Source organism: Nocardioides luteus, from assembly GCF_014648595.1.
Lineage (GTDB): Bacteria > Actinomycetota > Actinomycetes > Propionibacteriales > Nocardioidaceae > Nocardioides > Nocardioides luteus.
Genome location: NZ_BMRK01000005.1, coordinates 25,549 through 38,217 on the forward strand (window position 1 = coordinate 25,549; position 12,669 = coordinate 38,217).

The window sequence follows — 12,669 nt, forward strand, 5'->3', positions numbered from 1 at the left end:
CATGGCCAACCGTCTTGCGAACGCGACCTCTCCTTACCTCCTGCAGCACGCCGACAACCCCGTCGACTGGTGGGAGTGGAGTCCGGAGGCGTTCGAGGAGGCGCGGCGGCGGGAGGTGCCGGTGCTGCTCTCGGTCGGGTATGCCGCCTGCCACTGGTGCCATGTGATGGCGCACGAGTCGTTCGAGGACGAGGCGACCGCGGCGTACATGAACGAGCACTTCGTGAACATCAAGGTCGACCGGGAGGAGCGGCCGGATGTGGATGCGGTCTACATGTCGGCGACCACTGCGATGACGGGGTCGGGTGGGTGGCCGATGACTGTGGTGCTCGACCACGACGGAAACCCGTTCTTCGCCGGCACCTACTTCCCGGAGACGCCTCGGCACGGGCAGCCGGCGTTCACGCAGGTGCTGCAGGCGCTCTCGGAGGCGTGGACGCAGCGGCGCTCGGAGGTCGGGGCGGTGGCGGAGAACGTACGCCAGCACCTGGCCTCGATCTCCGGGGCAGCAGGTGCAGGGGGTGAATGGCAGGTGGACGTCGCGGCCGCGGTCGAGACGCTGGCGGGGGAGTTCGACCCGATGGCGGGTGGGTTCGGGGGCGCGCCGAAGTTCCCGCCGTCGATGGTGCTGGAGTTCTTGCGGCGGGCATCCGGCAAGGCTTCGTCGACCGACGCCGCGCGGATCTCGCAGATGCTCTCGCGCACGGTGGCCGCGATGGCCGGTGGTGGCATCTACGACCAGATCGGCGGCGGGTTCGCCCGCTACGCCGTCGACCGGGGCTGGGTGGTGCCCCACTTCGAGAAGATGCTCTACGACAACGCCCAGCTGATCGGCCTCTACGCCCGCCTCGGCACCGAGCTCGGCGACCGGGTCGCGCGGGAGAGCGCCGACTGGATGATCCGTGAGCTCGGCACCGCCGAGGGCGGGTTCGCCTCCGCGCTCGACGCCGACAGCGAGGGCGTCGAGGGGAAGTTCTACGTCTGGACGCCGGCTCAGCTCGTCGAGGTGCTCGGGCCCGAGGACGGCGCCTGGGCCGCTGAGGTCTTCGAGGTGACCGAGGCCGGCACCTTCGAGGAGGGGGCGTCCACGCTGCAGCTGCGCCACCGTCCCGAGGATGTCGAGCGGCTCGAGTCGGTCAAGGCTCGGCTTTTCGCTGCCCGTGAGGAGCGGGTCCGGCCGGCGCGTGACGACAAGGTCGTCGCTGCTTGGAACGGGCTGGCGATCAGCGGGCTGGTCGACGCGGGGTTGCTGCTGGGGGAGCGGCGGTATCTCGATGCGGCGATCGGCGCCGGGGGGCTGTTGTGGGACACGCACTGTGTTGGTCTCGACACGCCTCCGCCTGGCGGCTCCGGCGGCTCGACCAGCGGGGTGCGCCTTCTCCGCGTCAGCCGCGACGGCGTCGCAGGAGCGCACGCGGGAGTGCTCGAGGACTACGGCTGTGTCGCGGCTGGCTTCCTCGCGCTCGCGCAGGCGACCGGCGACAGCGCTTGGCTCGGTCGGGCGACGAGCCTGCTCGACACCGCACTGACCCACTTCCGAGCCGAGGACCCTGCGACAGGCTCAGGACACCGCGGCGGCTTCTACGACACCGCCGACGACGCGGAGTCCCTGGTCACCCGCCCGCGGGACCCCTCGGACAACGCCAGCCCCGGTGGCACCAGCGCGACGGTCCATGCGCTCGTCACCGCGCACGCGCTCACCGGCGAGGGCCGCTACCGGACCGCCGCCGAGGAGGCGCTCGCCGCCACGAGCACCCTGATGGCCAAGGCGTCCCGGTTCGCCGGCTGGTCGCTCGCGGCAGCGGCCACGATGGCCGAGGGGCCGCTCGAGATCGCGGTGGTCGGCCCGGGCGGGCCCGACCGGGATGCGCTCGAGCTCGCCGCCCGGCGCCGGCCGGGAGCGGTGGTGGTCGTGGCCGACGAGGCTCGCGACGACATCCCGCTGCTGACCGGTCGAGTGCCCGTGGACGGGCGGGCGGCTGCGTACGTCTGTCGGGGGTTCGTCTGCGAGCGCCCCGTCACCACGGTGGAGGACCTGGAGAGATCAGCCACCTGAACGACGGCAACTATGTGGCCGTCCCATATGTCGGCGAGCGCGTGAAAGTGTAACTTCGGTCACATGACGGTCGATGTGGTCGCGTTCCTGGAGCTGCTGGCCGGGGATGCCGCGGAGGCCGACTTCGAGGGACCGTCCGAGGTTGCCCGAGCGGCTGGCGCGACGCCGCAGGAGCTGGAGCGGATCGACTACGCCAAGGGGCTCGCGCTGCAGGTCAGAGCCACCCTCGAGGAGCGGCGCCGGCGCGAGGGTGAGCTCGGCGCGCTGTTCGAGTCGGCCAACGACCTGGCGATGCTGACCAACCTGGAGGCGGTGCTGCAGGCGATCGTCACCCGGGCCAAGCAGCTGCTGAACACCGACGTGGCCTACCTGACGCTCAACGACGAGCGCCGGGGCGAGTACATGCGGGTGACCGAGGGGATCCGCACCCACGCCTTCCGCACCACCCGCATCCCCTATGGGATCGGGCTCGGCGGCCTCGTCGCCCAGGCGACGAAGCCCTACTCGACCGCGGACTACATCCCCGACGAGCGTTTTCGGCACGCTCCCGACATCGACGCTGCGGTGAGCGGCGAGGGCATCCGCGCGATCATCGGGGTGCCGCTCCTGCTCGGCACCCAGGTCATCGGCGTGCTCTTCGCCGCCAACCGCACCGTCACCCCGTTCGGTGCCGAGGCGAGCGCCCTGCTCGTCTCCCTCGCCGCCCATGCCGCGATCGCCGTCGACAAGGCCCGGCTCCTGGAGGAGACCCGGGCGGCGGTCGCCGAGCTCGAGGTCACCACCCGCGAGCTGCAGACCCGCAACGAGGCGGTCGAGCGGGCCGCCGACGCTCACGACCGGCTCACCCGGATCGTCGTCGAGGGCGGCGGCGTCGACGATGTCGTACGCAGCGTCGCCGAGGTCCTCGGCGCCCGGGTCGTCGTCCTCGACCTCAGCGGCGACACCATCGCGAGCAGCGCACCCGACCAGGCCGTCTCCGACTACGAGGCTGCGGTGAGCCGGCGGAGCCTGGACCTGAGCCGCACCGCGGGCAGCAGCGACATCTACGCCACCCCGGTCCTGGCCGGCGCCGAACAGCTCGGCTCGATGCTCCTGGGGCCGCGCGAGGTCGACCGCGACGACGGGGACCCTTCGACAGGCTCAGGACACCGTCTGGACGACGGCGACCAGCGCATCCTCGAGCGCGCGGCACTGGTCACGGCGCTGCTGCTGCTCTTCCGGCGCAGCGTTGCCGAGGCCGAGGGCCGGGTGCGGGGCGAGCTGCTCGACGAGCTCCTCTCCGGCACCACCCCCGCCCCCGAGACGCTGCGCGAGCGCGGCCGGCTCCTGCAGGCCGACCTGTCCAGGCCCTACGCCGTGGTGGTCGCGGACGTCCCCGGCGACCGTGCCCGGGTGGGCCAGGCGGCGACCTTCGTGGCCGCGACCCATGACGGGTTCGCGGCGGTGCGGCAGGGGCAGGTCGTGCTGATCTTCCCCGACTGCGACGCCCGCTCCGCGGGTGAGCTGGTCGTCGAGGGCCTACGTCTCTCGGCGGGTGCTCCCGTGACCGTCGGCGCGGCCGGGCCGGTGCCGGGCCCGCTGAGCAGCCCGGACGCCGTGGTGCAGGGCTACGAGGAGGCCCGCCGCTGCCTCGCCGCGGCGATGACCCTGGGGCGCGAGGGGCAGGTGGTCACCGCCGACGACCTCGGCTTCGTGGGGCTGCTGCTCGGCTCCGACGGCCACCCCGCTGCGTACGTCACCTCGCGGCTGGGTCCGGTGATCGACTACGACGCCGCGAAGGGGTCGAAGCTGGTCGAGACGCTGCGCGCCTACTTCGCCGCCGACCGCAACCTCACCCGCACCGCCGCCGCGCTGCACGTCCACGTCAACACCGTCACCCAGCGGCTCGAGCGGGTCACGCGGCTGCTCGGCAAGGGCTGGCAGGAACCGGAGCGCCAGCTCGAGGTGCAGCTGGCGCTCCGGCTCCATCAGCTGGTGGCCTGAGCCGTCTTCAGCGGCTGACAAGCGAATCAGGGTCGTCCCTGAGATTTCCCCTGGTCCCTTCCTGTCCATATGGACAGGAAGGGTTTACGTGAATAGCTTGCTGTCCATGTGGACAGGAACTGGAGCGCTGCCTGGGCCCGACATCCCGGCAGCCGCGACCGAGCGACCGGACCGACTGCACCACCTCGACTCGCTGAGGATCGCCCTCTCGGCGCTGGTGATCCTCCATCACGCTGCACAGGCTTACGGGCCGAAGGACTGGTGGTACGTCGAGGGCCAGCCGAAGGCGCAGTGGATCGAGACCTTCGCGGTCCTCAACGCGCCGTTCAAGATGAGTCTCTTCTTCCTGATCGCGGCCTACGTCCTCCCGATAGCGGTCGACCGGCGCCGGTCGAGGCCCTATCTCTGGCCGCGCCTGAAGAAGCTCGGCGGCCCGATCCTGATCGGATTCTTCCTGGTGATCCCGGTGCTGATGTGGGCCTACTACCTGAGCTTCCGCGACTACGGTCCGATCGGTTTCAGCGACTACTACTGGCAGGTCTATATGGGCGGGGGATCCGAGCCCGCGGGCTGGAGCGGCCCGACGTGGCCGGACCGGCAGTTCGGCCACCTGTGGTTCATCCAGCACCTGCTGCTGTATTCGCTGGTCTACCTCGCTTGGCGGATGGTCGCCGAGCGGATCCGGATCCGTCGGGGTCTCCCGGCGGCCCCCGGTACTCGCCGCGTACCCGAGCACGTCGGCGGCACCGCCGTCCTCGCCTTCGCCGCGATCATCGCGGTCGGCACGGCGGTGCTGCGGATCTGGTTCCCGGTCGACGAGTGGGTGGGCGTGCTCGAGATCATCCAGACCGAGCGCGCTGACCTGGCTCAATACATCCCCTTCGTGGTCGCCGGCGTGCTCGCCTACCGCCGCGGCTGGCTGCAGACGTTGCCTACTCGAGTCGGGCTGGCCTGGCTCGCTGCCGCGACGGGGCTGAGCCTTGTCTACGTCGTCTTCCGGGCGGAGCTGGCCGGTTTCTTCGAGTGGGGCGGCGCGAGCGTCGGGCAGTTCGCCTGGGCGGGCTACGAGACGGTGCTGTGCGTCGGGTTCGCGCTCGGGCTGCTCGTTCTCTTCCGTGACCACGTCCGTGGCACCAGCCGGCTGCAGCGCTCCGCAGCCCAAGCGACCTTCGCGATCTACCTGATCCATCTGCCGATCGTCGTCGGCCTGCAGTACGCCGCGAGGGACCTCCCGGTCGGCGCGAGCGGTCGCTTCGTGCTGGTCGCCGGCGTCGGCTTCGTGGTCAGCGTGGCGGCGGCGCTGGTGCTCCGACGGATCCCGGTCGTCCGAGCGATCCTGTGAGCTACGCTCGCGCCGTGACCGCCACCAGACCCAGGCCGAACCGGGGCGAGGCGGGCGCCGCTCTCGTCGTCGCGGCCCGTCGCCTCTTCGCCGAGCAGGGCTATCGGGCGACGACGACCCGGCAGATCGCGGCGGAGGCCGGCGTCTCGCACGCACTGCTGCGCTACCACTTCTCCTCCAAGGAGGGTCTGCGTGACGCCGTCGACGAGGACGTTCTCGGCTCGTTCGGCCAGGCGGTCGGCACCGCCGTCGAGGAGGGGGTCGCCCCTGGCACTCTGGCGGAGGCGGGGCGTGCCACGGCGCTGGTCTTCGGGGCCGACCCCGACCGGCGGCGATACCTGAGGCGGGTGCTGGTGGACGGTGACGACCGCTCCTCGGCGCTCCTCGGACGCCTGGTGACGGGGGCCGAGAACGAGATCGACCGGCTCGTCACCGACCCGGACTCGCTCTCGGCAGAGGACCGTCGGTGGGCGGCGTACCAGGTCCTGTTCCTGATCCTCGGGCCGCTGCTGCTCGAGCCGTCGCTGGAGGTCGTCCTCGGTGGCGACCCGTTCGAGCCGTCCGTGCTGGCCGCGCGCAGCGCCGCCAACCAGCGGCTCCTGCAGCGCGGGCTGTTCGACCCGCGCTGAGGAGTGGCTTCGGTCAGGAGCGCTTGCGGTTCAGCCAGAGGTGGCGGGCGGTGCCCCAGATGCCGCGGCGGAAGAGCAGCACCACGGTCACGAACACGCCGCCGGTGACGATCCCGATGCCGTCGAACCCGGACGAGGCCAGATAGTCGGCGAGCATCACGATCAGGCCGGCGCCGATGACGCCTCCCCACAGGGTGCCGATCCCGCCGAGCACGGTCATCAGCACGACCTCGCCCGAGGTGGTCCAGTGGAGCTCGGGCAGCGCGACGAAGCCGTGGGAGACCGCGAAGACGCCGCCGGCCAGCCCGGAGAGCCCGGCCGAGAGCACGAAGACGATCAGCTTGTAGCGCTCGACGTCATAGCCCAGCGCCCGCGCCCGCGGTGCGTTGTCGCGGATCGCGACGAGCACCCGCCCGAAGGGCGAATGGACGATGCGCCAGGCGGCCCACATGCCGAGCAGGATGATCGGCAGGGCGGCGTAGTAGAAGAAGAACGCGTCGGTCTCGACGGCCTCGATGCCGAAGAAGGAGCGCGGCACGCCCTGGAGCCCGTTCTCGCCCCCGGTCAGCGAGGAGGCCTGGTTGGCGATGAAGAAGAGCATCTGCGCGAAGGCGAGCGTCACCATCGCGAAGTAGATGCCGGACCGCTTCACGGACAGATAGCCGATCGGCACCGCCAGGATCATCGCGAAGACCGCTCCGCCGAGCACGGCCAGCGGGAACGGGACGCCGAGGTGGATGGCGATGAGCCCGGTGGCGTACGCGGAGCCTCCCCAGAACGCGGCGTGGCCGAACGAGAGCAGCCCGCAGTAGCCCAGCAGCAGGTCGAGAGCGACCGCGAAGAGCGCCCAGGCGGCGATGTCCATCGCCACCGGCGGGTAGACGAACCAGGGGAGCCCGAGCGCCACCAGCAGCCCGACGGCCAGCAGCACCAGCCGCTGCCACGGTCGCGCGCCGGCGATCGCCGCATGCTGCTCGGTGACGCTGGCACCGGCTGTCGCGATGGACGTCATGCCGTCGCCTCCTCTCGGCCGAAGAGCCCGGCCGGCCGGGCCAGGACGACCACGGCCATCAGCACGAAGATGAGCACCTGCGCGAACGTCGGTGCGTACGCCTGGCCGAAGGCCTCCACCAGCCCGACCAGGAAGCCGCCCACGACGGCGCCCACGATCGAGCCGAGGCCGCCGATGACCACGACCGCGAACAGGATGATGATGAAGTCGCTCCCCATCTCGGCGGTGATCGCGCGGAACGGTGCGGCCAGCACGCCGGCCAGCCCGGCGAGCGCGACCCCGAAGCCGAAGACCGGGGTCACCCAGCGTCCGACGTTGATGCCGAGCGCACCGGCGAGCTCCGGCCGCTCGGTCGCAGCGCGGACGATCATCCCCACCCGCGTACGCGTCATCAGCAGCCAGACGCCGAGGCAGACGAGCAGCGCGACCCCGATCACGAAGAGCTGGTAGACCGGCAGCCCGATCCCGGCCACCTGGACGCGCCCGTCGAGCGCGTCCGGGCGGTCGTAGGGGAGCCCGCTCACGCCGTAGCGGCGCTTGACCAGGTCGACCAGGAGCAGCGTGAGGCCGAAGGTGAGCAGCAGGTTGTAGAGCGGGTCGAGCGGCAGCAGCCAGCGCACCAGCAGCCGCTCGACCAGCATCCCGAAGACCAGCATCAGCACCGGCACCACGATGAGCGCCAGCCACAGGCTCATCCCGACGGTGTCCAGGAGCACCGCGGCGGCGACCGCTCCCAGCATGTAGAAGGCGCCGTGGGCGAAGTTGACCACGCCCAGGACTCCGAAGATGACCGCCAGGCCGAGCGCGGCCAGCGCGTAGAAGCTGCCGGCCGCGAGCCCTTGGACGGTGTATTGCAGAACCGCGTTCATCCTGATCCTTCTGCCAGATCCGCCTCGTCCGACGCCTACATCGAGCAGCCGGACTCGGCGGCCGGGCGGAACGCCTTCTCGGCCGGGATGGTCTTGATGATCTCCTCGTAGTCCCAGTCCTCCTCGACGTCGGCCGGTCCCTTGACCCGGGCCAGGTAGACGTCGTGGATGACCCGGTGGTCCTCGGCGCGGATCTCACCGTTGCGCAGGAACATGTCGTCGACCTTCTTTCCCTCGAGCTCCTCGACGACCTTGTCGGCGTCGTCGGTGCCTGCCGCCTGGACCGCCTCGAGGTACTGCAGGGCCGCGGAGTAGTTGCCCGCGTGCGCGTACGTCGGCCGGTCGCCGGTCTCCTCCATGTAGCGGTCGGCCCACTCGCGCGACTTGTCGTCGAAGTTCCAGTACCAGGCGTCGGTGAAGATCGTGCCCTCGAAGGCCTCGACCCCGAGCGAGTGGATGTCGGAGATGAACATCAGGCCGACGGCCAGGGAGATGCCCTGGTCCTTGAGCCCGGACTCGTTGTACTGCTTGACCAGGTTGATCAGGTCGCCGCCGGCGTGCATGGTGCCGATGACCTGCGGCTTCGCGGCCCCGGCCTTGGTGATGTACGTCGCGAAGTTGTCGTTCGGGAACGGCGTCGCGATCGTGCCACCGACCTTGCCTCCGCCTGCCTCGATCGCCCCGGTGAACGACTTCACCATGTCCTGGCCGAAGGCGTAGTCGGGGTAGATCAGCTGCCAGTTCTTGTCACCCTCCTCGGTCACGACCGTGCCGGTGCCGTTGGCCAGCATCCAGGTGTCGTAGGCGTAGTGGAAGGTGTACTTGTTGCACTGCGCGCCGGTCAGCTCGGTGGTGCCGGCGCCGATGTTCATGTAGAGCTTCTTCTTGTTCTTCGCCTGCGTCGCGACGGCGAGCGCGGCCGAGGAGGTCGGCACGTCGAGGATGATGTCGGCGCCCTCGCGGTCGTAGAGCTCCTGCGCCTTGGTGTTGGCGATGTCGGGCTCGTTCTGGTGGTCGGCCGAGGTCACCTCGATGTCGTCGACCACCGCCTCGTCGCCGTACTTCTCCTTGTAGTCGTCGATCGCCATCTGGATCGCGATCTTCGAGTTGGGACCGGAGACGTCCTTGTAGACGCCGGAGGCGTCGTTGAGCAGGGCGAGGACCACCTTGTCGTCGGTGAAGTCGCCTCCGCTCGCGCTGGGACCACCGGCACCGCAGGCCGCGGTGACCAGGGCGCCTGCCGTCAGCCCGGCGATCAGCGCAGCCGCACGGGCATTCCTGGGCTTGTTCATCGTGTCTCTCCTCGCGGGGGTTGGAGCGGAGCAAATCGTGGAGGTGCGTCAGATCCCGAGGTGTTCGAGCAGCTCGTCCTGACGCTCGACGAACTCGTGGTTGTCCAGAGACTCGACCAGGCGGCCCTGGGCGAGCAGGTAGTGGCGGTCGGCGACGGTGGCGGCGAAACGTACGTTCTGCTCGATGAGCAGCACGCCGACGCCGGCCTCCTTCGCGGTGCGCACGATGTCGCCGATCTGGGTGACGATGACCGGGGCGAGCCCTTCGGAGGGCTCGTCGAGAAGGAGCACGCGCGCCCCGGTGCGGAGCACCCGGGCCACGGCGAGCATCTGCTGCTCGCCGCCCGAGAGCGTGGTGCCGCCGGCTCGCCGCCGGGCCCCGAGAGCGGGGAAGGCGTCGTAGACCTGGTCGAGCGACCACGCCGACTCGGAGATCTTCGGCGGCAGCAGGAGGTTCTCCTCCACGCTCAGGTTGGCGAAGATGCCGCGGTCGTCCTGGACCCACCCGAGCCCGGCGCGGGCGCGCTTGTGCGCGGGCAGCGAGGTGATGTCGCGGTCGTCGAGGCGGACCGATCCGGTCAGCTGCTTGTGGAGACCCATCAGGCAGCGTACGAGCGTGGTCTTGCCGGCGCCGTTGCGGCCGACGAGCGTGACGACCTCCCCCTCGCCGACGCTCAGGGTGGCCTCGTGCAGCGCCTGCGCCTCGCCGTACCAGGCGCTCAGGTTCTCGATCTCAAGCACTGTGGGCCTCCCCGAGGTAGGCGGTGATCACGCGCGGGTCGGCCCGTACCTCGTCGTAGGGGCCCTCGGCGAGCACGGAACCCTGCTGCAGCACGGTGACCCGGTCGGCGAGCTGTCCGACGACGTGCATGTTGTGGTCGACGAAGACGACCGTGCGGCCCTCGGCGATGCGCCGGACGAGCTCGATGGTGCGGTCGACGTCCTCGATGCCCATGCCGGCGGTCGGCTCGTCGAGGAGCAGCAGCTTGGGCTCGACGGCGAGGACCAGGGCGAGCTCGAGGGCACGCTTCTGGCCGTACGCCATCAGCCCGGTGGGTTTGTCCGCCAGCTCGGTCAGGCCGACCTCGGCGAGCAGCCGGTCGACCTCGTCGCGGCGCCGCCCGAGCAGCTTCTCCGAGCGCCAGAACCTCAGGCCCTGGTTGGTCAGCCCCTGCAGCGCGATCTCGACGTGCTCGCGCGGGGTGAGGTTCTCGAAGAGGCTGGTGATCTGGAAGGAGCGGGCCACCCCGCGATGGGTGATCCGCTCCGGTGCCATCCCGGTGACGTCGTCGCCGAAGACCATGATCCGTCCGCTGGTGGGTTTGAGGAACCCGGTCAGCAGGTTGAACAGGGTCGTCTTGCCGGCTCCGTTGGGGCCGACGAGCGCGTGGACGGTGCCCTCGGCGACCTCCAGGTCGACGGAGCTGACCGCGCGGAAGCCGCGGAAGTCCTTGGTGAGACCCTCGGTCCGAAGTGCGCACCTCGGGGTCGGTGTGGTGCTCGTCACAGGGGCGACGGTAGGGAAGTGGTGAGACGTACGCCATAGGGGTTCGCGACACACTGAATCGGTTCACTGTGTGGCCGATCGCCATTTCCGCGCGTGCCGGGGTCGGCCTCTCGCGGGCCCGGCTCGCACACACTCCGGCCCGGCGAGATGTGTGCGTGTCCCACATGGCGGACGTCACATCGTGTCGCGATGCTGTTCGGGTTCGTCGGCCGGCCGCCGCTGGCCCAGTCCAGGAGGCCACACCATGCCCCACCCCCGTCCCGTACGCAGATTCCTGACCGTCTCCTCGTCGCTGGCCCTGGCCACGGCGGTCCTCGTCGTCGGCCATGCGCCCGCGACAGCAGCGACCGGATCCGCAGCGCCCCCGAAAAGCACCGCGGACTGTGCGGCGCTGGCCGGGCTGGAGATCCCCAAGCGCCGCATCGGCCTGCCGACCACTGGCGCCGAGATCACCGCGACGACGACGGTGCCGGCCTCCGGGACCGGCCCGGCGGCGCTGCCCGCCTACTGCCGGGCCGACATCGCGATCCACCCCGTTGATCCGGACGCTCCGGACATCCTGATGGGCCTCGCGCTGCCGGAGGGGTGGAACGGGAAGACGATGATGTTCGGCGGTGGCGGCTACAACGGCACCGTCCCCAACCTCGGGCAGAACGTGCCGTTCGGCCCCGTCGACCAGCGCACCCCGCTGGGGCGCGGCTACGCCACCTACGCCAGCGACTCCGGACACCAGGCCGACACCGGCCGACACCCGATAGCCAGCCTCGACGGCTGGTTCGGTCAGAACGACGAGGCGGTGCGCAACTTCTCCGGCGATGCGCTCAAGAAGGTGCACGACACCGCGCGCTACGTGATCGGCAAGGCCTTCCACCGCAAGCCGGGCACCGCCTACTTCGCCGGCGGCTCGACCGGCGGCCGTGAGGCGCTGGCGGTAGCGCAGCGCTGGCCGCGCGACTTCGACGGCGTGATCGCCGCCTATCCCGCCTGGAACGCCGCCACGCTCGACCTCTACTTCGGCCGGCTCACCCACGAGTTCGGCAAGCCCGGCGCGTTCCCGGCGAAGGAGCAGCAGGATCTCCTCGCCCAGCGCGTGCTGGCCGCCTGCGACGGCGACGACGGCGCCGAGGACGGCGTGATCTCGGACGAGGCCGGCTGCGACTTCGACCCGGAGACGCTGCTGTGCGACGACGGCGAGGCGCCGGGGGAGACCTGTCTCTCCCGTGAGCAGGTCGACGCGGTCGTGGCCGCCGACAGCAGCTGGAAGCTGCCCTACCGCGTCGCGAGCGGGGAACGGAGCTACCCCGGGTTCCCGGTGCTGTCAGGGGCGCGGATGTCGACGCCGACCCTGGGCTTCGGCACCGCCGCTCCGGCCGACCCGATGCCGGTGACCGCCGGTTATGGCATGCAGTTCTGGAACCAGTGGGCCAAGTACTTCGTCGCCCGTGACCCGCAGATCAGCCCGTTCGCCATCGACCCGGCCGCTCCGGGGAAGTGGCAGCGCCGGATCAGCGAGCTGACCGCGATCCAGGACGTCAACGACGCCGACCTGCGCCCCTTCGCCCGCTCCGGCGGCCGGCTGATCCTGGTGCACGGTGCCGCCGACGAGCTGGTCAGCCACCGCTCGACGATCGACTACTACCAGCGGGTCCAGCGGGTGATGGGCGAGCGAGCGACGGAGAAGTTCTCCCGCTTCTACCTGGTGCCCGGCGCCAACCACGCCAACTTCCCGCCGGTGGCCTACTCGGCCGCGTACGACTCGCTCACCGCGCTCGAGAAGTGGGCCGAGCGTGGCGTCGCGCCGGGCGACGACCAGGTGGTCGCCGACGGCAACGCCGGGGCAAACCGCACGCGGCCGCTGTGCGAGTGGCCGACCTGGCCGGCGTACGTCGGTGGGCCCGTCTCGGAGGCCGGCAGCTTCGAGTGCCGCGGATAAAGGTTTGCCCCCCCGGCCTATCTTGTCCGCGGTTCGAGATGGTTTC

10 protein-coding genes are annotated in these 12,669 nt (G+C 70.7%); 5 read left to right on the plus strand and 5 right to left on the minus strand.

Translation table 11 applies throughout. The features are described 5' to 3' along the window. Position 1 precedes the first annotated feature (1 nt). The 4 genes from IEY81_RS07985 (at position 2) to IEY81_RS08000 (ending at position 6,010) form a co-directional block, all read left to right on the plus strand. Positions 2 to 2,056 carry a thioredoxin domain-containing protein gene (locus IEY81_RS07985; RefSeq protein ID WP_189117949.1) on the plus strand — a complete coding sequence of 685 codons (2,055 nt, stop codon included), beginning with the start codon at positions 2 to 4 and terminating at the stop codon, positions 2,054 to 2,056. A gap of 63 nt (positions 2,057 to 2,119) precedes the next feature. Continuing rightward, complete coding sequence (locus IEY81_RS07990; protein ID WP_189117950.1) at positions 2,120 to 4,039, plus strand: helix-turn-helix domain-containing protein; 1,920 nt, start codon at positions 2,120 to 2,122, stop codon at positions 4,037 to 4,039. 106 nt (positions 4,040 to 4,145) lie between these two features. Beyond that, the gene (locus IEY81_RS07995) at positions 4,146 to 5,381 is read left to right on the plus strand and encodes an acyltransferase family protein (RefSeq protein WP_189117951.1); all 1,236 of its coding nucleotides are present in this window, start codon (positions 4,146 to 4,148) and stop codon (positions 5,379 to 5,381) included. 14 nt (positions 5,382 to 5,395) lie between these two features. After that, the gene (locus IEY81_RS08000; protein WP_189117952.1) at positions 5,396 to 6,010 is read left to right on the plus strand and encodes a TetR/AcrR family transcriptional regulator; all 615 of its coding nucleotides are present in this window, start codon (positions 5,396 to 5,398) and stop codon (positions 6,008 to 6,010) included. 13 nt (positions 6,011 to 6,023) lie between these two features. On the opposite strand, the gene IEY81_RS08005 is transcribed toward IEY81_RS08000, so the two are convergent. Genes IEY81_RS08005 through IEY81_RS08025 form a run of 5 tightly spaced genes read right to left on the minus strand, consistent with a single transcriptional unit; the run spans position 6,024 to position 10,690 of the window. Continuing rightward, positions 6,024 to 7,022, minus strand: coding sequence for a branched-chain amino acid ABC transporter permease (locus tag IEY81_RS08005; protein WP_189117953.1), 999 nt, complete (start codon positions 7,020 to 7,022; stop codon positions 6,024 to 6,026). Beyond that, on the minus strand, positions 7,019 to 7,891 hold the full coding sequence (locus IEY81_RS08010) for a branched-chain amino acid ABC transporter permease (RefSeq protein WP_189117954.1): 873 nt from the start codon (positions 7,889 to 7,891) through the stop codon (positions 7,019 to 7,021). The genes IEY81_RS08005 and IEY81_RS08010 overlap by 4 nt, the downstream gene beginning before the upstream one ends. Positions 7,892 to 7,926: 35 nt before the next feature. After that, positions 7,927 to 9,183: an ABC transporter substrate-binding protein gene (locus tag IEY81_RS08015; protein WP_189117955.1), complete on the minus strand. Its 1,257-nt coding sequence runs from the start codon at positions 9,181 to 9,183 to the stop codon at positions 7,927 to 7,929. Positions 9,184 to 9,231: 48 nt separating this feature from the next. Further along, a complete protein-coding gene (locus tag IEY81_RS08020; protein WP_189117956.1) occupies positions 9,232 to 9,924 on the minus strand; it encodes an ABC transporter ATP-binding protein in 693 nt (230 codons plus the stop codon). Continuing rightward, on the minus strand, positions 9,917 to 10,690 hold the full coding sequence (locus IEY81_RS08025; protein WP_189117957.1) for an ABC transporter ATP-binding protein: 774 nt from the start codon (positions 10,688 to 10,690) through the stop codon (positions 9,917 to 9,919). The genes IEY81_RS08020 and IEY81_RS08025 overlap by 8 nt, the downstream gene beginning before the upstream one ends. Positions 10,691 to 10,934: 244 nt before the next feature. Between IEY81_RS08025 and IEY81_RS08030 the strand changes: the two genes are divergently transcribed. Then, entirely contained in the window at positions 10,935 to 12,623 is a 1,689-nt protein-coding gene (locus IEY81_RS08030; protein WP_189117958.1) for a tannase/feruloyl esterase family alpha/beta hydrolase, read from the plus strand. Positions 12,624 to 12,669 lie beyond the last annotated feature (46 nt).